Annotated in this window: 21 protein-coding genes; 4 read left to right on the top strand and 17 right to left on the bottom strand. The window is 55.7% G+C overall.

The features are described 5' to 3' along the window. Nucleotides 1-46: 46 nt before the first annotated feature. From IAE55_RS10355 to hemE, 7 genes are all read right to left on the bottom strand, one after another. Nucleotides 47-1,990: an ABC-F family ATP-binding cassette domain-containing protein gene (locus tag IAE55_RS10355; protein WP_145159815.1), complete on the bottom strand. Its 1,944-nt coding sequence runs from the start codon at nucleotides 1,988-1,990 to the stop codon at nucleotides 47-49. Between the two features lie 203 nt (nucleotides 1,991-2,193). Next, nucleotides 2,194-3,003 (bottom strand): DUF92 domain-containing protein, encoded by an 810-nt coding sequence (locus tag IAE55_RS10350; RefSeq protein ID WP_145159817.1) that lies wholly within the window; start codon nucleotides 3,001-3,003, stop codon nucleotides 2,194-2,196. A 6-nt stretch (nucleotides 3,004-3,009) separates the two neighbouring features. Then, nucleotides 3,010-3,633 (bottom strand): fumarylacetoacetate hydrolase family protein, encoded by a 624-nt coding sequence (locus tag IAE55_RS10345; RefSeq protein WP_105441584.1) that lies wholly within the window; start codon nucleotides 3,631-3,633, stop codon nucleotides 3,010-3,012. Between the two features lie 82 nt (nucleotides 3,634-3,715). Then, on the bottom strand, nucleotides 3,716-4,444 hold the full coding sequence (locus IAE55_RS10340; protein WP_145159819.1) for a glycerophosphodiester phosphodiesterase: 729 nt from the start codon (nucleotides 4,442-4,444) through the stop codon (nucleotides 3,716-3,718). 29 nt (nucleotides 4,445-4,473) lie between these two features. After that, nucleotides 4,474-5,964 (bottom strand): CapA family protein, encoded by a 1,491-nt coding sequence (locus IAE55_RS10335; protein ID WP_186327387.1) that lies wholly within the window; start codon nucleotides 5,962-5,964, stop codon nucleotides 4,474-4,476. 153 nt (nucleotides 5,965-6,117) lie between these two features. Next, nucleotides 6,118-7,068 (bottom strand): ferrochelatase, encoded by a 951-nt coding sequence (hemH, locus tag IAE55_RS10330; RefSeq protein WP_200631983.1) that lies wholly within the window; start codon nucleotides 7,066-7,068, stop codon nucleotides 6,118-6,120. A 52-nt stretch (nucleotides 7,069-7,120) separates the two neighbouring features. Continuing rightward, nucleotides 7,121-8,161 carry a uroporphyrinogen decarboxylase gene (hemE, locus tag IAE55_RS10325; RefSeq protein ID WP_145947144.1) on the bottom strand — a complete coding sequence of 347 codons (1,041 nt, stop codon included), beginning with the start codon at nucleotides 8,159-8,161 and terminating at the stop codon, nucleotides 7,121-7,123. Between the two features lie 200 nt (nucleotides 8,162-8,361). On the opposite strand from hemE, the gene IAE55_RS10320 reads away from it, so the two are divergent. Together IAE55_RS10320 and IAE55_RS10315 are read left to right on the top strand one after the other, a co-directional pair. After that, nucleotides 8,362-9,573, top strand: a complete 1,212-nt coding sequence (locus tag IAE55_RS10320; RefSeq protein WP_105441588.1) for an MFS transporter — start codon at nucleotides 8,362-8,364, stop codon at nucleotides 9,571-9,573. 459 nt (nucleotides 9,574-10,032) lie between these two features. Further along, complete coding sequence (locus IAE55_RS10315) at nucleotides 10,033-11,277, top strand: asparaginase (protein ID WP_145947143.1); 1,245 nt, start codon at nucleotides 10,033-10,035, stop codon at nucleotides 11,275-11,277. A gap of 96 nt (nucleotides 11,278-11,373) precedes the next feature. Here the strand turns inward: IAE55_RS10315 and IAE55_RS10310 are convergent, their stop codons facing one another. Continuing rightward, nucleotides 11,374-12,000 carry an O-methyltransferase gene (locus IAE55_RS10310; protein WP_076170262.1) on the bottom strand — a complete coding sequence of 209 codons (627 nt, stop codon included), beginning with the start codon at nucleotides 11,998-12,000 and terminating at the stop codon, nucleotides 11,374-11,376. Nucleotides 12,001-12,193: 193 nt separating this feature from the next. Between IAE55_RS10310 and IAE55_RS10305 the strand changes: the two genes are divergently transcribed. Together IAE55_RS10305 and IAE55_RS10300 are read left to right on the top strand one after the other, a co-directional pair. Next, the gene (locus IAE55_RS10305) at nucleotides 12,194-13,333 is read left to right on the top strand and encodes a THUMP domain-containing class I SAM-dependent RNA methyltransferase (RefSeq protein ID WP_105441591.1); all 1,140 of its coding nucleotides are present in this window, start codon (nucleotides 12,194-12,196) and stop codon (nucleotides 13,331-13,333) included. Between the two features lie 127 nt (nucleotides 13,334-13,460). Next, the gene (locus IAE55_RS10300; RefSeq protein ID WP_200632176.1) at nucleotides 13,461-15,434 is read left to right on the top strand and encodes an LTA synthase family protein; all 1,974 of its coding nucleotides are present in this window, start codon (nucleotides 13,461-13,463) and stop codon (nucleotides 15,432-15,434) included. 37 nt (nucleotides 15,435-15,471) lie between these two features. On the opposite strand, the gene IAE55_RS10295 is transcribed toward IAE55_RS10300, so the two are convergent. From IAE55_RS10295 to IAE55_RS10255, 9 genes are all read right to left on the bottom strand, one after another. Next, nucleotides 15,472-16,296 (bottom strand): aldo/keto reductase, encoded by an 825-nt coding sequence (locus tag IAE55_RS10295; RefSeq protein WP_105441592.1) that lies wholly within the window; start codon nucleotides 16,294-16,296, stop codon nucleotides 15,472-15,474. Between the two features lie 197 nt (nucleotides 16,297-16,493). Next, entirely contained in the window at nucleotides 16,494-16,775 is a 282-nt protein-coding gene (locus IAE55_RS10290) for a hypothetical protein (protein WP_076170265.1), read from the bottom strand. A 137-nt stretch (nucleotides 16,776-16,912) separates the two neighbouring features. Then, on the bottom strand, nucleotides 16,913-17,215 hold the full coding sequence (locus IAE55_RS10285; protein ID WP_076170266.1) for a heme biosynthesis protein HemY: 303 nt from the start codon (nucleotides 17,213-17,215) through the stop codon (nucleotides 16,913-16,915). Between the two features lie 174 nt (nucleotides 17,216-17,389). Next, nucleotides 17,390-17,671, bottom strand: a complete 282-nt coding sequence (locus IAE55_RS10280; protein ID WP_105441595.1) for a hypothetical protein — start codon at nucleotides 17,669-17,671, stop codon at nucleotides 17,390-17,392. A gap of 168 nt (nucleotides 17,672-17,839) precedes the next feature. Beyond that, on the bottom strand, nucleotides 17,840-19,039 hold the full coding sequence (locus IAE55_RS10275; RefSeq protein WP_145947141.1) for a M14 family metallopeptidase: 1,200 nt from the start codon (nucleotides 19,037-19,039) through the stop codon (nucleotides 17,840-17,842). Between the two features lie 293 nt (nucleotides 19,040-19,332). Beyond that, a complete protein-coding gene (gene racE, locus IAE55_RS10270) occupies nucleotides 19,333-20,145 on the bottom strand; it encodes a glutamate racemase (protein WP_076170743.1) in 813 nt (270 codons plus the stop codon). A 206-nt stretch (nucleotides 20,146-20,351) separates the two neighbouring features. Further along, a complete protein-coding gene (locus IAE55_RS10265; protein WP_200631982.1) occupies nucleotides 20,352-20,693 on the bottom strand; it encodes a YtxH domain-containing protein in 342 nt (113 codons plus the stop codon). 3 nt (nucleotides 20,694-20,696) lie between these two features. Further along, complete coding sequence (locus tag IAE55_RS10260; RefSeq protein WP_200631980.1) at nucleotides 20,697-21,161, bottom strand: hypothetical protein; 465 nt, start codon at nucleotides 21,159-21,161, stop codon at nucleotides 20,697-20,699. 184 nt (nucleotides 21,162-21,345) lie between these two features. After that, nucleotides 21,346-21,771: a DUF86 domain-containing protein gene (locus IAE55_RS10255; protein WP_076170271.1), complete on the bottom strand. Its 426-nt coding sequence runs from the start codon at nucleotides 21,769-21,771 to the stop codon at nucleotides 21,346-21,348. Nucleotides 21,772-21,808: the final 37 nt, after the last annotated feature.

Genomic DNA, 21,808 nt, shown 5'->3' with positions numbered 1-21,808 from the left:
GGAACGCCCTCATGTACTACCCTTCAGCTCCTTGAGCCGCTTTAATCTAAGCCTTGCTCTGCTCAATTTTCTCCGCCAGCTCGTTCAGATACGTCCAGCGGTCCATCAAATGCTCCAGCTCCTGCTCGGCTTCCTGCTGCGCCTGCAGCAGCTCCTGCAGTCTCGCCGAATCGCTGAACGCGGCTTCCATATCCTTCTGTATACCCTCCAGCTTCTGCTCACAAGCTTCAATCAGGCCGTCGATCTGCTCGTATTCGCGCTGCTCTTTATAGCTGAATTTCAGCTTTTCCCGCGGTGCTTCTTTCGCCTGAGCCGAAGACTGGGCCGCCTCCTGGGAGGCGCCGGCATTCTTCGGATCGTCCGCAGGGGAGCCGCCTGCGGCAGATGGCGCATTCTTGCTCATCCATTCCGCATATTCCGTGTAAGCCCCCACATGGACGCGAATTGCCCCTTCGCCTTCGAAAGCCATAATCTTCTCTACGGTGCGGTCAAGAAAGAAGCGGTCATGGGATACCACGAAGACTACGCCCGGAAAATCGTCCAAATAATCTTCCAGCACGGACAGCGTTTGAATGTCGAGATCGTTCGTCGGCTCGTCGAGCAGAAGGACGTTCGGGGCCGACATCAGCACCCGCAGCAAATACAGGCGGCGCTTCTCTCCGCCGGACAGCTTGGAGATCGGCGTCCACTGCATAGCCGGCGGGAACAAAAATCGTTCGAGCATTTGGGAAGCGGTGATCTGGCTGCCGTCATCGGTCCGGATCACTTCCGCTCCTTCCTTGATGTACTCGATCACCCGCATATTGCCGTCCATCTCCTGATGCTCCTGGGTAAAGTATCCCAGCTTGACCGTCGGTCCGACCACGATTTCGCCCTTATCGGGCTCCAGTTGCCCGGCAATCAGGTTCAGCAGCGTCGATTTGCCGCTCCCGTTCGGGCCGACGATGCCGACGCGGTCGCTGGGAACGGCAATATAGCTCAGATCGCGGATCAGCGTCCGGTCACCGGCCTTTTTGGCCAAATGCTCGATCTCGAGGATTTTCCGGCCGAGCCGGGTCGAAAGCGCAGCCATGTCCACATTCCCGGCACGCTGCGGCCCCTTCTGATCCTTCAGCGCCTCAAAGCGTTCGATGCGAGCTTTCTGCTTCGTCGATCTCGCTTTGGCCCCGCGCCGGATCCAGGCCAGCTCCGTCCGCAGCAGGTTCTGGCGCTTCTGTTCGGAAGCCGCCTCCCGCTCTTCCCGCTGGGCCTTCAGCTCCAGAAAGGCCGAGTAATTGGCCTCATAGCGGTACAGCCTGCCCTGGTCCAGCTCCAGCATGACATTCGCAACACGGTCCAGGAAATACCGGTCGTGCGTAATCATCAGCAGCGCGCCGCGGCGCTTCTGGAGGTACTGCTCCAGCCAGGCGACCGAGTCGTTGTCAATATGGTTGGTCGGCTCGTCCAGAATGAGCAGCTCGCACGGCTGGATCAAGGCGGACGCCAGCGCGACACGCTTCCGCTGGCCGCCGGACAGCGTCCCCATTAGGGCATCGAAGCTTGAAATGCCCAGCTTGGACAGGATGGTCTTGGCTTCGCTCTCTAGCTGCCACGCCTGAAGGGCGTCCATTTCCTGATTTAGCTTAAGAAGCTTCTGCTGCAGCGATTCGTCCGAAGGATTCAGCTCGACCCGTTCCATCGTCTCCGTATAGTCACGGACGATCTTCATCTGCGGGTCCTGGCCTTGGAACACCTGCTGAAGCACCGTCATGCCCGGGTCAAAATCGGGATTTTGCGCCAGATAGCGGACCCGTACACTGTTGCCGATGGAAATCTGGCCTTCGTCCGGAGGCTCAAGTCCGGCGATGACCCGCAAAAAGGTGGATTTGCCGGTGCCGTTGACGCCGATGATCCCGATTTTATCCTGATCCGCCATCCCGAAGGACGCGTCCTCAAACAATACCTTCTCTCCGTAGCTTTTGGAGATATGTTCAACTGTCATTATGTTCATAGCTATTTCCCCTACTCATCCAGCGATTTTCTGCTTCCTTATATATTAACACAAAAACCGCCCAATGGCTGGGCGGCATGTATGCTGTGCTTCTGTCAGATGTTGAGAGCGGGTTGTCCAGGATGAACTGCGCTTACCCCAGACGCGGGGTAAAAGGAGAGCGGGGCTGCCTTAAACGCTTTAAGCCCTTAAACTCCCGAAAATCATGAAAAAAGCAGCAGCGCGGCCGCGAGGGCTGCTCCCCCTCCGATGAAGGAAGAGACGATATTGACGGCGTCGTTGTTCATGAACCGCCATCCGCCCATACGGCGGGTCGGGCTTCCGCAGTGCGTCATGACCTCGACCTCTTTGCCGCACACCGGGCACTGGTACATGATCTGCACGGATGCGCCGAGGATGGAATCGGCGAAAGCTCCGGCCAATCCGCCTACAATCCCCAGCACCAGGGCCAGGGCCAGCGAATCGGAGCCCTTCCCCGACAGCTGTTCAAACAGCCAAGCGAAGAGGCCGATCAGCGCTCCTCCTCCCGCGGCGGCGGTGCTGCCGAGCAGCGACACCCCTCCCGACGTACCGGGAGGGAGCACGCGCCCGTTCAGGACCGAACGGGGCGGCTTGCGGCTGAGGCTGCCGAGCTCCGTAGCCCAGGTATCGGCCGTTACGGCCGCCATGACGCCGATGAAGGCGAACACCCAGCCCTCATGCGGCCAGAAGGCATTCAGCACGCACAGCAGCATGCCGGCGCCCCCGTTGGCCAGCACTTGTCCGGCGTCCCGGTTGCCTGTTTTGGCGTATGATTTTTCCAGCTCAGCCTTCCGGCTTGCCTTTACCTTCGACAGCGCCGAGGAGCTGACAAAAAAGACGAGCAGGGTGCCGAACCACAGCAGATTCCCCGCTCCGAAATAAATCGTTCCCATAACGAAGGCGCAGATCGCTCCCGATATGGTGAGCGACCGCTTCCAGTACGCAGCCCCGGCAACAACGAGCGCGCACAGCGCCCCGATGATCCACATCATGGCGGTTTAGCCGATGCGGCAGCTTCCAAGCTGCTCTTCGCCCCAGCCAAGAGCGAACGTATCGCCTTCGGATGCCGGGCCGACGCCAGCCGGCGTACCGGTAAAAATCACGTCGCCTTCGCCCAGTCCGTAACGCGCGCCGATATAATCCACGATTTCCTGAAGGGAGAAAATCATATCCCGCGCATTGCCGCGCTGCACTTCCTCATTATTTTTCAAGACGGTAAAATCCTTCTCCGTCACGCTGCCGGTTCCCGGAAAAGGAATGAAGCCCGTAATGGGAGCGGAATTTTTAAACCCTTTGGCCGCTGTCCACGGGTGGCCCTTCTTCTTGATGACCGACTGCACGTCCCTCAGCGTAAAATCGATGCCAAGCGCCATTTGGTCCACCAGATCATCCACCACGGCTCCAGGCTCATAATCACGCGCGATGCGGATGACGATTTCGCCTTCGTAATGAACCTCCCCCTGATCCTTCGGGAGGGCGAGCACGGCGTCCTCAAGCGGAACGACCGCATGGGACGGCTTCATAAAGATCATCGGCTCGGTCGGAACCTCGTTGCCGAGCTCGGCGGCATGCAGTTTGTAATTTCGGCCAACACAGTAAACGTTACGAATCATCTCGATCATCCTTTGCTAAGATGGATTGGGTGTTGCATCGAGCAAGGCGACAATGGTTGCGGAGTTCGAGCATTGCCGTTTCCGGTGGGATTCAGCCGGGAAAGGTTTTCCGCCAAACGTCCGGCCGGTTGGTACAGATCAATATTTCGGGCGACATTGCTGCGATCCTTTTCATGCCTCTGGCGTCATCGATCGTCCAGGCCATCACCGTAATGCCTTCGGAGATCAGCAGCGACGCGAGGCCCGTATCGAGATTAGGGTGACCGATCGACAGGAACGAGCACTGCAGCGCCTTGAGGCGCGATGGCAGATCCTTGGGCCTGCCATCGAGGATCAAGCCCGTCTTGAACGCCGGGTTGATCTCCTTGACCCGCTGCAGCGCACCGGTATCAAACGAAGTGATCACCACGTCCTGCTCCATATGATAGCGCGATACGCGTTCGAGCACCGCCTGCTCCAGTCCCGGATACATATTGCCGGATGTTTTCAGCTCGATGTTCAAACGGACCCTGCCGCAGCTTAGGCGTAGCACTTCGTCCAGCGAGGGAATGCGCTCTCCTTGAAAATCGCGCCCTTTCCAGCTCCCAGCGTCCAGCCGCTGCAGCTGCTGCCACGTATGGGCCTTGACCTTGCCGCTGCCGTTGGTCGTCCGGTCCAGGCTGAAATCGTGAATGACGACGGGAATGCCGTCGGCGGTCAGCTGCGTGTCGATTTCCATCCACTGGACGTAAGGCTCCGCCATCGCCATCCGAAAAGCCGCCATCGTGTTTTCCGGCGCCTTGCCGGAAAATCCCCGATGGGCCACACACAGGTTGTTCATTCCCTCTCCCCCGCTCTCCTAAGTTATGGTCAACGTGCCGAGCCGGCCGTTACGGTCCCGTCGCCGGATACCCGAACACCCCCGATGGACAGCTGCTGCATTTCCTGCAGCAGCTTCTTTCCTTCTTCGGCGTTCATCGGAACCGGTTGTCCCAGCTCCGTCTTGTACGGGATCAGCTTCATGCCGCATCCGCCCTTCGGACCGCATGAAGCCTCGAATACCGCGGTCTTCCATGTCGCCGGAACGGTTGATTTGGTGAAAATGAAATTGCCTGTGCTGTAAGCAATCCATTTACCCTTGTACTGCTCCAGCCCCTGCAGCACATGCGGATGCGCTCCGATGATCAAATCGGCTCCCGCATCAATAAAGGCGTGGGCCAGCGCCTTCTGGTTGGCATCCGGCGTGCTCTGCCGCTCGATACCCCAGTGCGCCATGACGATGACCAGATCGGCGTTGTTGCGGGCTTCGGCAATGGATTTCAGCACCTCGGGAGCCTGCCCGTAAGCACTGGCCACACCGGGTTTATTGGTACCCGCGGCCCAGCTTGATTCCGGGTACACGCGGCTGGCACCGACCAGCGCCACCTTCATGCCTTTGATAGAGAAATATTCCGGCGCGTAGGCACGGGCTGCGTTTTTCCCTGCACCGACATACTTAATGCCGCTGGCACCCAGGTGAGTGATCGTATCCAGCAGCCCTTCCTCCCCCTGGTCGAGAATGTGGTTGTTGGCGAGCGTGACGGCGTCCATGCCTGCGGCTCGCAGCGCATCGAGCGCCTTAGGGGATGATTTAAATACAAACGTTTTGTTTTTGGCTCCGACGCCGCGGGTGGTGACCGGTGTCTCCAGATTTCCCAGCGTCAGGTCGTCCTTCTTGAACAGATCCCCCAAATATGTAAAGGGGTATGAATAGCCCTTGCTTTCAAGCAGCGTTTCCACTTTGCCCGAAAAAATCATGTCGCCCACAAAATGAATGCGAATCGTTTGGCCGGATGGCGCATCCGACGTCCCCCCGGAAGCTGTTTTCTCCGGGATTTGATCCTGCTGCGGCTTGGCTTTGCCGGAATCGGGATCCTTTCCCGTCTCCTGCTTTCCTTCTTGCGCGGCCTGCTCCTTCCCGCTTCCAGCAGGCTGGTCCTGCTGCACGCCGGCAGCCTCCTGATCCGGCGGAGTTCCTGCTTGATCCGGTGGAGTTCCTGCTTGATCCAGCGGAGGCGGGTCCTCAGCCTCCTCAGCCGCTTGTTCCGAAGATGTCTCCTGGCCGGAATCTCCCGCCACTTCTCCGCTTCCCGGCACCGTTCCTTTCGGGTCAACAGGCGGCTGCTCTGCGGTCTGCTGTACAGGCTTGTGGGACTCCTGCGCAGAGCCGCCCGTATGTGCCTTTTGCGTCAACAAATAATATCCAATAAGTAGTGCAATGACGGCAAGCAGGCAGAGATTCACGTATCCCCACTTCCGCCCCTGCCTTTTTCGCCTGGCTTTTTTTCCAGCCTGGTGTTTCTGTGATCTTGGCGGGTACATGATTCACCCCTCATTACGATTTTTTCTAAAATACTGCGGCCCTCCCCTGAAAGCCCACTCCATTATATCAGGTTCCCGGGAACAAATAGAACCCCCGGTCCGTGACACGGGGGTTCATCAACATATATAGAGATGCAGTCGTATTCGAGAGTTTTACTCCGCCTGGGCCATTTCCCACTGTCCGATCACCGCGTCGGACAGCGTCTGCATATAGAGCGGATCGCTGTTCAGAGAATCGATGCGCATCAGACGCAGATCCAGCTCCTTCACTACCTGCTGGGCTTCGATGTCCAGATCGTACAGCACTTCGAGATGGTCGGACACGAAACCAATCGGAGCGACCAGCACGTCCTCGACTTCCTCCTTGCTCAAGTTGCGGAGTGTGTCCAGAATGTCCGGTCCGAGCCATGGCTCGGCGGTACGGCCCGCACTCTGCCAGGCAAACTGCCAGGAAGTGATATCGGCCTTTTCCGCCACCGCGCGGGATGTTTCCAGAAGCTGCTCCGGATACGGATCACCCAGCTCCAAAATTTTCTCAGGCAGGCTGTGTGCACTGAAAAGGACGCGCACTTTGCTGCGGTCCGCACCGGCTTCCTCGAACAAAGCCAGCTTTTCGTTTACACGGCGGGTAAAAGCCTCGATCAGCTGCGGATGCATATGGTAGCTCTGCACAAAGGTCATCTCAACCCCGACCTCATCAGCTTTCGCTTTGGCCCGCTTCATATAGCTTCCGACGCTCATAGTCGAGTAGTGCGGCGCCAGTACGATCCCGACCGCTTTGCTGATGCCGTCTTTGGCCATCGCCTCCACGCCGTCCTCGATGAACGGGGAAGCATGCTTCAAGCCTTGATAGCAGACGAATTCCACGTCGGGATGGCGGCTGTCCCGGTTCAGGGTCTCCTGCAGGCTCGCCACCTGCCGGTTCGTGTTCTCACGAAGCGGGAATACGCCGCCCACGATCGCCTCATAACGGTCGGCCAGCTCTTTGAGCTGCTCCGGCGAAGGGGCGTGCCCTCTGCGGATATGCGTGTAATACGCCTCAATGCCTTCCATGCTCTCCGGTGTGCCATAGGACATCACCAGTACGCCTACTTTATTTTTCACGAATCGCTCACCTCTTCTTTATATATCGGTTCTTCCATGAAGAAACGGTCTCCTAGCGGAGAAGGGTTGCCGAATATTCATGAATATATTCCGTCAATTCCTTCAGCTTATCCAGCGAAGCTTCGGGGAACAAGCCGTGGCCCAGGTTGAAAATATACCCCGGCTCCTGAACGCCTTGATCGATAATCTCTTTGGCGTACCGCTTGATGACGTCCATCGGCGCGGTCAGCACATAAGGGTCCAGGTTGCCCTGAACAGCGAATTTCCCGCCGGTCCGCTTTCGTCCCTCGGCAATCGATACTCTCCAGTCGAGCCCGATCACGTTCGCCTGCAAGTCCTTCAGCGTCGGCAGCAGCTCGCCTGAGCTGACGCCAGGGAAATAGATTTTCGGTACATGTAAATCTGAAAGTTCGGCAAAGATACGGGTAATGGTAGGTAGTACGAATTTCTCGAAATCCTGCGGCGCCAGCGCCCCCACCCAGCTGTCAAACAGCTGGAACGCCTTGCCGCCGTTCTTGATATGTGCTCGCACATAGGTTATGACCATGTCACCCAGTTTGTTCATCAGCTGATGCCAAACCTCGGGCTGGCTGTACATCATCGTCTTGGTGAGAATATAGCTTTTCGAAGGACGCCCTTCGATCAGATAGCTGGCAATCGTAAACGGAGCTCCGGCAAATGTAATCAGCGGAACGTCCAGCTCTTTGTCCAGGATGCGGATCGTCTCCATGATGTGGCTGAGATCCTTGTCTATGTCGATCGGACGCAGGTGCTCCACATCGGCCGCGGTCCGGATCGGATTGTCGATCACAGGCCCGACATTTTTCACGATATCAAAATCGACTCCCAGGGATGCGACCGGATTCATGATATCCGAATACAGAATGGCCGCGTCCACGCCAAGCTTGCGCACGGGCATCATCGTTATTTCGGCAGCGAGCTCGGGCTGGCGGCAAATTTCCAGGAGCGAATATTTCTCTTTGATCTTGCGGTATTCCGGATCATAGCGACCCGCCTGTCTCATATACCAAACAGGAACATGGCTGACTTCCTGCTTGTAGCTGGCGCGGATCAACGTATCGTTATAGGTCACGAACAGGCCTCCATATCTATAAAATTCTCTGCTTTCTATTATGCCCTTTTTAAAAGTAAGTAACAACCGCCGCACCCTGACATCTGATGACAATCGTATGACATCTTTAACATAAGACATTTAGAAAATGTGCTATACTGGTAAAACTGTGTTTTTTCAATCATTCATTTCAGTCAGCTTAGAAAGGAAGTGAAAGCACATTGAAACCGTGGAAGGTCAACCTCATTGTGCTTTGGTTCGGCCAATTTCTGGTCAACTCCGGGATGACGATGATCACGCCGTTCCTGTCCCTGTATCTGGCTAAAGATCTGGGGGTACAGGGCGAGCATGAAATCGGCCTCTGGGCGGGCTTTATTTTTGCGGCCAACTTCATGACCTCATTTATTTTTCAGCCATTATGGGGCAAGCTGTCGGACCGGTACGGCCGGAAAATCATGCTGCTGCGCTCCGGCTTCGGAATGGCCATCGTCATCGTGCTGATGGGTTTTGCCCGGAATCCGTGGGAGCTGCTGCTGCTGCGCCTGCTGAACGGCACGATCTCCGGCTTCAACCCGGCATCCATCTCCCTCGTGTCGAGCACGACCCCGAAGGAACGGATGGGCTTTGCAATGGGGATCATGCAGTCAGGCTCGGTGGCCGGAACGATTCTCGGACCGCTGATCGGCGGCGGCTTGGCCGACCTGATCGGCTTCCGCCCGATCTTTTACATTATCGGCATGCTCATCTTCGCCGCTTCCCTGCTGGCGCTGTTCCTGGTCAAGGAAAACTTCAACCGGGAAAAAGCCGCCCATGCGCCGCAGGTGTCGGTGCTTGAAGGCTTCAAGGAGCTGGCCCGTATCCCGCAGCTTCCAGCGCTGTTCGCGGTAACGTTTCTGCTGCAGTTTGCGATGATGAGCCCCATGTCGCTCCTGCCGCTGTACGTGGAGAAGCTGCACCGCTCCTCGGTTGACATCGCCTTCTGGGCAGGTGTGGTCAGCGCCGTGACGGGATTGTCGAATATGATCACCTCCCCGATCCTCGGGCGCTTCAGCGACAAGGTCGGCGCCCACCGCATTCTGACCTACGCCCTGATCGGCGCAGGACTGTGCCTGATCCCGCAGGCGTTCGTGCAGAGTGTATGGCAGCTGATCGTCGTCCGCTTCCTGATGGGCATCTTTATGGGCGGCCTGCTGCCAAGCGTCAATGCCCTCATCCGCTCCTACACGCCTGGAGGCATGGAAAGCCGGGCTTTCGGCTTCAACACAAGCACGCTCGCACTCGGCAATATGCTGGGCGCGCTCGTCGGCGGATTCCTGTCGGGATTTATCGGCATCGAAGGACTGTTCATCATTTCCGGCAGCCTGCTGCTGCTGAATATGGTCTGGGTGCGGCTGAAGCTGTACAAGCGCAGCAACACGCCGCAGTACCGCTAAACTGCCGCCGATGCGCGGGAAAGGGACAGCCGCAGGGTCACACAAGTGACTCTGCGGCCGTCTTTTTTTCTTGCCGTATGACCGCAAGGAACAAGCCCCCATTGAAAAATGTTCTGAAGGCCTAATCCGGAAAGTAACCTCCCATGATAAATGACAAACTCCTTCGTATATATTCCGTTTCCCCTAACTAAAGTCCCGATTTTAAGATATGTAATGTAATATAACACAAAATAGTACCCACAGGACTATTCCCACTCCATTCCACAACGTAAATCAAACTCCAATTATTTTGAGAATTGTACTAAATCACCAACAAAAAGGGTTATTATCTACCATTCTCTTCGATAACAAGCGCTTACACGCTGATCCTTTTTATTTGTCATATAACCTAACACAATATATGATCATCTTAGATTTTATTACATAACCATTACATAAACATGAGGAGCTGATCGATTAATGGAGAAAAGAAAATTCGGCAAGTGGTCCCTGATTCATGCATCTGCGCTGACGGCACTGTCCCTCTTCGCCGCACCGGCAAGCAGCGTATTCGCCGACGCGGCAGCAGCCAATGGAGTGACAGCAGCAGTTACCACCCCTGCAGCAGCAACCGCACCTGCAACCACAACGACAACCGGCACAACCGCCCCGGTTCGCAACACGGCCATCCCGCCGGTCACCGATGCCGACAAGGCCTCCAAGCTGCCTAACGTGCTGGTGATCGCCACAGGCGGCACCATCGCCGGGCAGTCCGTCGACCAGACCAGCTTCCAAAATTACAAGGCGGGCAGCATTCCTATCGCGCAAATGGTGAGCGAGCTCCCGGACAAGCAAAAAATCGCCGACGTCGAAACGCTCCAATTCGGCAACTCGGGCTCCTCCGCCTATTCGATGGCCGATCTGTACGACCTGTCCAAGGCCGTGGACGAAGCGCTCAAATCCTACGACGGCGTCGTCGTCACTTCCGGCACCGACACGATGGAGGAAATCGCCTACTTCCTGGATCTGACCGTTCAAAGCGATAAGCCGGTCGTCATTACGGGATCCATGCGGCCGTGGACGGTCGTCGGCTCCGACGCCAAAGCGAACCTCTATAACGCCATCAAGCTGTCGGCAAGCGGCCGGACCGCCTCGTTCGGCACCGTCCTCATGCTGAATGACACGATCAATCTCGCCCGCGGGGTCACGAAAACGAACGATTACCGCGTCGACACTTTCGAGACGCCGATGCTCGGGGCCGTCGGATATATCGATGAAACGACGATCCGCATCTACCGGGCTCCGGAGCGGGCCCTGCTTGGGCCGGGCAAAGGCAAGCCGGTCTTCGACCTCGCCAAAATCAAAAAGTCCGATCTGGCGAAAACCGAAATCGCCTATTCCTATCAAGACGCGGGCGGCGAAGCCATCGAAGGGTTTACCGCTGCAGGAGCCAAAGGCATCGTTACCGCAGGCACCGGAGCCGGAGGCATTTCATCCTCGATGAGCAAGGCGCGCAGCAAGGCGGTCGAGCAGGGTGTGGTCTTCGTCACTACGACCCGGACCGGTTCCGGCAGCGTCTACGGCGGCGGAAAGGGCATCATTTCCGGGGACAACTTGAGTCCGCAGCAGGCCCGCATCCTGCTGATGCTCTGCCTGTCCTTCAGCAGCGACTTTGAAACGGTCAAGTCGTGGTTCACGACCTATGGGGTCACGGAAATCGAATAAGCTGTCATTCAGGAAATTATCGCACTCGTCATATTCATTTCAATCGAAAAAAGCCCGATCCTGGACTGCATCCGGATCGGGCTTTCGTTTGCTGTTTTACTTGACCATGGCCACTGCCAGCCCGTCATAAGCCGGGAGAATGGTTCCGATCAAACGGTCGTCGGTCGCCATCGCTTCGTTGAAGCGGCGGATCGCCTGCACCGAAGGGCCGTTTTTGTCGGGGTTGAGGGTCCGACCCCGCAGAAAGGTGTTGTCGCCCGCAATCAGTGCGCCCGGATTGGCCAGCTCGATCGCGTATTCCAGGTAATTCGGATAGTTCTCCTTATCCGCATCGATAAAGAAGAAGTCGAACCTCTGCCCCTCCGCCTTCAGCTGTGCCAAGCTGTCCAGCGCCGGTCCGACCCGGTATTCCACCTGGCCGCCGAACCCGGCTTCGGTCACATTGGCCCGCGCAACGTCCGCGAATTCCTGCTTCAGCTCGAGCGACGTAAGCGTTCCTTCCGGTGCAAGCCCCCTGGCGAGACAAATGCCGCTGTATCCGCCCAGCGCACCGATCTCCAGGACACGGGCCGCTCCCGTCGCCTTGACCAGCAGCGTCAGCAGCCGTCCGTAGCCCGGCGCGATGGCGATTTCGGGCATGCCTTTCTCGGCGGTCACCTGCTTGACCCGATTCAGGACCTCGTCATTTTCGATAAAATGGTCTGCATATTGTTCTGGATTCACTTTCCTACTTCCCCTTTTTCCTACCGGACCCGGCAATTTTTACGTAACGAACACAAATGTTTGTGATTGACTTTACATTATCCTATAATGTGAGGATGAACAAAGATCCGCACCCGAACGCTGCTGCAGGATCTACCATCATTGTATGAATTTTTACGGTAGTCTACAAGAATAATGGAGTTGAACACGCACCATGCCAGAGCTGCAGTTGATTGCAACCGCCCCGATGGGCCTTGAAGCCATCGTCGCGCGCGAGTTGAAGGAATTAGGTTATAACGACGTTCAAGTCGAGAACGGAAGGGTCAATTTCACCGGAGATTACAAAGATATTTGCCGCTGCAACTTGTGGCTCCGGACGTCCGACCGCATCCTCGTCAAAATGGGGGAATTCCCCGCCAAGACGTTTGACGAATTGTTTGAAGGGACCAAGGAGCTGCCCTGGCAGGACTGGATTCCGGCGAACGGGGAGTTCCCCGTGGAAGGCCGCTCCCACCACTCCCAGCTCAGCAGCGTGCCCGCCTGTCAGGGCATCGTCAAGAAAGCGATCGTTGAAAAGTTGAAGCAGAGCTATCATACCGATTGGTTCCAGGAGAACGGTCCGCGTTATGTCATCGAAGTCAATCTGCTCAAGGACGTGGCGCTGCTGACGCTGGATACGACCGGTCCGGCCCTGCACAAGCGGGGATACCGCAAGCTGGTTACCGAAGCCCCGCTGAAGGAGACAATGGCCGCCGCTTTGCTGCAGATAAGCCGCTGGAATCCGTCGCGGCCGCTGTATGATCCCTGCTGCGGCTCCGGCACGATCCTGATCGAAGCGGCCCTCCTCGGCTGGAACATTGCGCCGGGTCTGCGCCGTTCCTTCCCTTCGGAGCACTGGCCGGCCATTCCCGAGGAGCTGTGGAGCGAGGCGCGCGAGGAAGCGTTCGATGCGGTGCAGGACGATGAGCCGCTCCAGCTGACCGGCAGCGATATCGATCCGAAGGCGATCGAAGTCGCCAAAGCAGCCGCCAAGAGCGCAGGCCTCGCAGGCGAGATCGATTTTCAGGTGCTCCCTGCCTCCAAAGCCCATCCGCAAGGGGAATACGGCTGCCTGATTACCAATCCGCCGTACGGGGAGCGGCTCAGCGAGAAGACCGAAGTCGAGAAACTTGTCCGCACGCTGGGGAATACGGCCAATCAGCTGCCGACGTGGTCCTTCTTTGCCTTAAGCCCGACCAAACAGTTCGAGCATTACTTCGGCCGGAAGGCCGACAAGCGGCGGAAGCTGTTCAACGGCCGCATCGAATGCCAATATTATCAATTCCTGGGGCCTCTTCCGCCCCGCCGTTCGTAACAAACGCTGCCGCTTTGTCAGGAGCTGTCCACTTGGACAGCTCCTATATGGTTTTGTGGTATATCTTATCATGATCTATTTACAACGCTATAGCAGGAGGTTGTCCAATTTGAACTACTCATACAGCATGTCCAGTCACGCTTCAAATGGCGGCTTCGGGCGGTTCATCCGCTCCCGTTACTTCACATACTGCCTATTTTTGCTGTTCATGATATATAAGCTGCTTCTTTTCCATTTTAAACTTCATATCAGCAAAATTGATTTCAACCCGCTGGACTTTTTCATCGGCCTCGGATCCCTGATCCTCGTATCGTTCTGGACCTTATGGCTTCCCCGGCGCGGGCAGCGGATCGCGCTTATCGTCGTTAACCTATTGCTTACGGCGCTGATGTACACGGACTTGGTGTACTACCGATATTTTCAGGATCTGGTCACCTTTACGGTGATGATGCAGGCAAGTCAGGTGGACTCCCTCGGGGACAGCATCATGACACTGCTTCATTGGAGCGATCTATGGTTTGCCGCGGATTGGCTGCTGCTGGCCGTCATCGCGTTATGGAAGCCGTCAGGATGGCGAAGTCCGGCAAGGGGGGCACTGAATTTTACGGTCGGCAAATCACCCACCCGGAGGACCGGATTCGCTCGCCGCTTCTCATCGGGGATCGCCGCCCTGGTGATCGGCTGCGTCGTAACGTTTGCGCCGCTCAAGTTCTACATCGATTACTACGCTGTCGGCCTTTTTACCGGAAATTGGTGGAACCTTTCGCTTTATAACGTAACCGGGCTGCTCGGTTTTCATGTATACGACGCATACCGCTTCGGTAAAGAGCATTTGGGTCCAAAGCCCGTGCTCGCTTCGGGCGAAGTCGACAAGGTGCAGGAATGGTTTGATCATAAAGATACAACGCGTTCGGAGAACGACGCCATGTTGGGCAAGTACAAGGGCAGCAACGTCATGGTCATCCAGACCGAGGCATTCATGAATTTCATGATCAGCAAGCAGATCGGCGGACAGGAAATCACGCCGAACTTCAACCGGCTCATGAAGGAAAGCATGTACTTCAGCCATTATTATCATCAAACCGGCCAGGGCAGAACCTCCGATGCGGATTTCTCGTCCCAGACTTCCCTGCATCCGGTTCCGTACGGCTCAGTTTTCATCCGCTACGCTGACCATCAGTTCAACTCGCTCCCGGCGATCCTGAAGGAGCACGGCTACACGCCAAATGCGTTCCATGCTTATGACGGCAGCTTCTGGAACCGGAATGCGATGTACGAAACCTTGGGCTACGACCGGTTTTTCAGCAAAAAGGATTACGATATCGACGAGCCTCTCGGCTGGTCGCTTGGGGACAAGTCCTTTTTCAAGCAGTCCATGGATCAAATTGAGCAGCTTCCGCAGCCGTTCTACTCGTTTCTGATCACGCTCTCCTCCCACCATCCGTTCTCGCTGCCGGACGACGTGCAGGAGCTGAATGTCGGCGAGTTCGACGGAACCGTCTTTGGAGATTACCTGCAGGCGATCCACTATGTGGACGCAGCGCTCGGTCAGTTAGTGGAACGGCTGAAGCAGGACGGCCTTTGGGATCATACCATCCTGTATATCTACGGGGATCACGACAATTCGGTGAAGGACAAAGACGTCTATGAGAAGTTTCTGGGCAAAAGGCTGACCGATTTGGACATGGAGCAGATCATGAACGAGGTGCCGCTCCTCGTTCATCTGCCGGACGGGGAGGGCGCAGGGGTGTATGACAAACCTGCCGGACAGCTGGACATGGCGCCATCACTCCTGCACCTGCTGGGCATTTCCGCCAAGTCCCAGTACATGATGGGAAATGACCTGTTTGACGGCCAAGACCGGTTCGTGGTCCTGCGCAGCGGAGCTTATACAGACGGCAAACGCTTCTACATTCCCTCCCAAAGCGGCATGTTCGAGGATGGCAGCTGCTATAGTCTGGAGACCGGCAAAACGGTTGATGTCAGCACTTGCCGTGCCGGCTACGACCGGGCGAAAAAAGAGCTGTACACCTCCGATGAAACCTTGCAGTATGACCTGATCCCTGAGCTCAATCAAAATGAAAAACCCGGAACTCCTTAAGGAGTCCGGGTTTTTGCTGCTTATATCGAAGATTATGCTAGAACAGAAGCTTGTCCGGATCGCTGCCGACGCGGCGGTTCTGATTGAGGCTGTCGATCTTCTTGATTTCGTCGGACGACAGCTCGAAATCAAAGATGTCCGCATTCTCGCGTATCCGGGAAGGTGTAACCGACTTCGGAATCGTGACGATCTTGTTCTGGATGTTCCAGCGCAGGATAACCTGGGCCGGCGTTTTGCCGTATTTTTGGGCGATGCCCGCCAGCGTCGAATCGTCGGTAAGCTTGCCCTGCATCAGCGGGCTCCACGCTTCGAGCTGGATTCCCTGTGCGCCGCAGAAATCCTGCAGATCCTGCTGGATCAGCCGCGGGTGCAGCTCCACCTGGTTCACGGCAGGAACCGTCCTGCTGTCCTGCATCAGATCCTTTAGATGGTGAACGTGGAAGTTGCTGACGCCGATGGCCCGGATTTGTCCTTCCTCATACAGGCGCTCCATCGCTTTCCACGTATCTTTGAATTTGTCTTTGCCAGGCCAATGAATCAGGTACAAATCGATGACCTCCAGGCCAAGCCGCTTCTGGCTGCCTTCGAAGGCCCGGAGTGTGGAATCATAACCCTGGTCGTCGTTCCACACTTTGGTCGTGACGAAAAGCTCGCCTCTCGGAATACCGCTCTCGGCAATCGCGCGGCCTACTTCTTCCTCGTTGCCATAAACTTTTGCGGTGTCGATGCTCCGGTAGCCGATCTCCAGCGCCAGCTTTACCGCCTTATACACATCGTCCCCTTGGGCTTTGTAAGTGCCCAGTCCAAGCCATGGCATCGTAACTCCGTTATTCAGGATGGTGCAATCGGTAATGTGCTTCATACTCTCACAACCTTCCTTATGAAATAATGAGGAGACTAAAGAAGACAATCCTCATTATAGCATAATCAGGGACGGGCCCCAAAAAAGCCCTTTCAATAGGGTCGGCACTCCCGCTGTATGGATTTGACCCGAATCCCGAATGATGACATGCAAAAAACCCGCAAAGCGCAGTGCGCTTCACGGGTTCAGACAGGAACCTACGAATTCGATTTCCCTTCTTCGGACGTCAGTGACGCCAAACGGCTCTTCTCCTCGGCCAGCATTTCTTCAGCCAATTCGACAGCTTGACGGTTCTCCGCCAGGCCAGCTTGACGTACGGCTTGTTCCGTATGAGCCAGACGGTTGTGCGCCTGCTCGATCATTTGCCCGGTCGGATGGGACAGAGCCGAGGAAACCGCGTTGTGGAGCTTCTCCACCGCGTTTTGAGCCTGGGATACCGAATTTTGTGATTGCAGACTGGAATCGTAACGTGTTGTCATAAACAGTTGCTCTCCCTTCACTACAAAGTTCCTACCCGTCCTTAGAATGGTATGGGAGGAGCGGAACTATGCAGCAATCCGGGAATCCACCATTTTCCACCACATCTCTGCGCTCAGGTTCGCAAAAAAAGAGCGCCTTAATGATCGCCGTGATTGCCTTGGGATGGATTGGTGATCACAAAGCCTTCCTGCGGAAAATACAAATAGTCGATTTTGACGCCGTCAAGAAGCGGCTCATTCTTGTCCAGAAGCACATCGATTTCCTTATCGGTGCTGACGATTTCATCCGAATCCTTGGGCTTGTCCATATCCAGGCCGTAGTGCGCATGGTCGCCATGGGCGTGGGTCACGAGCACGCGAAGCTTCAGATCGCGGTTTTCTTCCTTCTCGAGTTCTTTTTTAAGCACCTTGGCCGCATTGCGGGTAATTTTGCATTTCATCGGCTACATCTCCTATAGGTAAGGTCAGTTTTACATACGGTATAGATTGAACTCAAGTTCCGAATTGAACCCCTGTTGTAACAGCTTATCCAAGCTCTTCAACATAAATTTCTTGAGTTCATTCTATTTGTAACTATTGATTGTACAGTATCGGATATAGGATGGCAAGAAGCCTCAGCGCACCGGACCCTTGGGCGGATGAATCGTACCGTTGTCCAGCAGACCAGGGTATTTTTTATCCATCCGGGAGACAAACCATCCCGTCATCAGCATCGTGACTCCTATATCGTCAATCGGGATAAACGGCATAACGTCGGGCAGCACCCAATACAGCACCACCGGAACGAGAAACAGCAGCTTGTCCGTAATGGCCACTTGAGGTGACATCAGGTAGCGCCAAATCCGGGAGAACATGTGGGACCAGCGCCGCAGCGACAGCAGTCTTCTCCATTTCATGCCTTTCCCTCCTCTTCTTGTATATGTGTAGTACGGATCCATCCGGACCCGGACGAGCTCTTGCGCGAAAAAAGGAAACGATCGCCGGTCTCTACTTAAACCTAACACAGCGTCCGCTCCCTTAATCATATCATACGTAATCTTGCAGAAAATGTTTCAATATTTTTTTCACAATGACATGAGTTCAGCAAGAATCAAACCGACGTCCAGGCTGATTTGATCGTAATCCTCAAGCGGAAGCGGGTTTTTGCCCAACCCGACCTCGACAGTAAAGCCGGGACGGCGGAAATGCTGGATAAACCAGTCTTTATAGCCGGCGTCGCTGCCTTCCAGCTTCACGGGACGATAGCCGCTGACCTGGCCCAGGCGCCTTGACCATTCCCGGCTCTCCTTGGGCTCATAGTTGCGGTAATTCCAGTAAATCTCCTGCCCCTGGCTGTGCAGAGATACGGCCGCATCGGGCGACGTTTCCAGCGTAAAGGCCGCCAGCGCCGCCGCTTCCGGCTCCGTCAGCGGAGCGGTACCCGGGTAATCCCGGGGGGACGGAGACCGTTTGCCCCGCCTTTGCACCTCTTCCTCCCAATGGGCCGGGAACTGATCGCCCAGGTCCACGCCGTGAATATTGGCCTTCCAATGCCGGAAGTCGCGGCGGCAGCCGTTCCACTCCGTCAGCTGCCTGTAATACGGATGGCCAGGATGAATCCCTTCCTGAACCAGCTCCACGCCGTCCGGATTGACCATCGGGACGACCCAGAGCGTGCACTGCTGGTACCACTGCACGGGATCATAGCCGTTCCAGCGCTGCCCGCATTGCAGACTGCAGACGTATTCCTCGATGAAACGCATGACGGACGGCGTCGTAATCCATTCGTTTGCATGGATGGAAGCGTTCACATGTATATGTTTGCCGCCTTCCCCGATTTTTACATACGGAAGCGGTTTTCCGAGTACGCTCTCTCCAATCGATCCGGTTTCGATCTTAGGATAGAACGCCGCCAACTGCCGGATATCATCCTTCATCTGACGGTAACCGTATTCTCCCAGAAGCTGGACGATACCCGTCCGTTCGGACGGAGGAAGCACCAGGACGCGCCCTTCGGGAAGAACATGCGGCGAAATGCCGGGATTCATCTCCATGATCGCCTCTTCCCGGGTTTGAAAGGCCGCAGCGATGCGGTCCAGTGTATCGCCGGCCTGAACCTCATACCTTCTACGCGGAGAAGAGGGAAGGTACAGAATCTGCCCCGGAATTAAATAGGGCTGGTCGGAAGCCCAAGGGTTGGCATTGATAATATGACTCGCCGATAACCCCCTGCTTGCGGCGATGCGTCTCAGGGTGTCGCCTTTCTTCACAGTATACTGCTGCATGGCATCGTTCCTTTCCGCGGGACTAGACCGCAGTCATCATCACCATTCGTAACATTGTATGCCCCAGAGAGCTTGGCCCATGCGGTAAAAACGATCCCTAACGCCCTGTTGAAATCGATGATAAGGGCATGTACGTAAAATGTTCCTACGATCACTCTAAGCCAAACCTCAAGGAAGCCAGACTCCATTTAAACGGAGTTTTCACACGATAGGAATGCCGCGACTTCTTTATATCCAAAAAATCCGTAAGTCACCCTGAAGGCGGCTTACGGATTTGAGACCATCCAAAATCCTTATTCATCAAATTTGGAGACCTGCCATACGACCGGCGTCCGCCGGATTTGCTCCCCCAGCCACAGCTTTGCGATCCGTTTAAACATTTCGGGGTCGCCGCTGCAAAAAAACTGATGGACCGGGCTCTCCTCCCGGCTGGCGAGCTGCCCTTGATTATACAGAATGGTGCTGATTTCACGTGCCGTCTCGTTCGCCGAGCTGATCAGCTTGACGCTGCTGCCGATCACTTCCTGGATCGTATCCTTCAAAAAGGGATAATGCGTGCATCCCAAAATCAGACAATCGATGTCGGATTGGCGGATTCCCGCGAGCGACCTTTCCACGATCGCCGTCGTTTCTTCCGAGCGGAACAAGCCCTGCTCCACGAGCGGAACCAGATCCGGACAAGCCTGGCTAACCACCTTGACATAAGGCGACAGCTGCTGAAGCGCGGTGGTATAGGCCCCGCTGCGAATCGTACCGACGGTCCCGATGACACCCACCTGACCGGTTTTGGTCGCGCTGATGGCGGCTCTGGCTCCGGGATGAATTACCCCGATGACCGGAATCGGCACTTTTCCGGAAATATAGTCCAGCGCCGCAGCTGTCGCCGTATTGCAGGCGATCACGATCGTCTTGGGACTGAATTGGATCAGAAAATCGACGATCTGCTCCGTAAATTTTCTCACTTCATCGGACGAACGGGGTCCGTAAGGGGTGCGGGCGGTGTCTCCAAAATATATGATTTTTTCCCGTGGGAGCTGTCTCATGACCTCTTTGGCCACGGTGAGCCCGCCCACACCCGAGTCTAAAATTGCGATTGCCTGCTGCACGAACACACCGCTTCCTTCTCGTTTTCTTCTCTCTGTAGCTACCATATGAAAACCGTCAACAAAACGTACCTCATATCTTAACCCATTTCGTTTTTTCGGACAACCGCGGCATCGCACCTGAAAATATGGAAAAACAGGCCCTGCTCCCGGGTGACACCAGGAGTGGGCCTGCGTTTTACGTTTCTGAATCCATGCTTGCTTCCAAATTAGTCCCGCTTCGCTTCAGCGTCGGTCAAATCGAGATCTTCGAACTCATCGGGCTCGCCAGCGGTTTCTTCCGAGAAAGAGGAGATTTGGGCCAATTCGCCGGCTTCTTCCCCCTCAGCCTTGGACTTGCGCCAGGACTGGATATCGGCGATGACGTTGCCTGCGGTATCTTTAACCTTACCGGCCCATTCCTGGGTTTTGCCGCCAACCGTGCGTGCGCCCTCCGCAATATCCTGACGCAGTTCTTTCCCGGATTTCGGCGCAAGCAGCAGCGCGGTTACCGACCCTACAATACTTCCGACCAATGCGCCCCACAGCAGGCTTTTATTCTTTTCCTTCATATCTCATCTCTCCCTTTCGCTTGATGGCACCGTTCCCGGCGGGTAAGCCTCCTGCTTCCAGGAGTGCCATACCGACAGCCCCACATCCAGCCAACGGAACGCTTCCGCGAGCCGAAGCTCGTTATCGCGGTGGGCTTTCTCCAGTCGCTCCATGGCGGAATCGGTGACGAGCTTCGAAATCGAATCCACCCGCTCCAGCGTGCCGGTTAAAGTTTCGCCAGCCAGCCGCAGCGATGAACTGAACGGTTCGATGTCTTCCACCCGCTCATGCAGAAGCGACAGTGTTGAAGATGCCTGTGTCAGCAGCTCCCTGGATTCTGCAGCCAGCTGTGTCATGTCGGCTCCCGCCTTCCCCAGAACGGATTCCGCCCGCAGCAGTACTCTCCTCAGCGTATGTAGAAGGATCATTGCCACAACAGCGAACATGATAAATCCGCAAGCGATGAGTATATAGCCCCATTCCGCCATGATGTTTCACTCCCTTCGCCCAGCCGGGCTAATGCCTAGTTGATGGTGTATTATAAGCAGGGCGGGGTTGTCTTGACACAAAATGGGCGCTATTTTTTAAAAAAATTTGCAGAAACACAAAAAGACCCGTCCATTCCCATGGACGGGCCAATAACAACCTATGTCACTGCGGCGGAGAACCGGATTACGCACCCAGCTCCTGCTTCAAATAATCACGCACCTGCACGGAAAACTGTTCGAGAATGTCCGGCAAAACCGGTGTCAGCTTGTGCAGGCTTCTCCGGTCCCATGCGTAATATTCCTGCACCAACGGTTTGCGGAGACTGACGAGCTCCGCCAGCACGGCAAACACTTCATCATCAAACACGCGCTCCTCATGCGTAATTTCTACGATATCCTCGTAGCTGCTTGCGTCGCGCATAATAAATCCATCAATTAAATAGCTGCCGACATCGGTTACGACCTCGATGGCCAAATGCAGCGCCCGTTCCTGAACGAAACCGGACACAATCCCGCCATCCCAATTCCCGGCAACCTGCTTCAATGCTTCCACGATATCCGGAATCGCTTCCAGACGCCGCTGAATTTGTTCCTGGTTCACGTAATACACGGCCTTACCTCCATGATGTGGAAATTTATTTGTCCCG

Source organism: Paenibacillus sp. S28, from assembly GCF_016624415.1.
Taxonomy (GTDB): Bacteria; Bacillota; Bacilli; order Paenibacillales; family Paenibacillaceae; genus Paenibacillus_AQ; species Paenibacillus_AQ favisporus.
The sequence above is the reverse complement of the archived record's forward strand: the minus strand, read 5'-3'. Positions and strand labels throughout refer to the sequence as shown.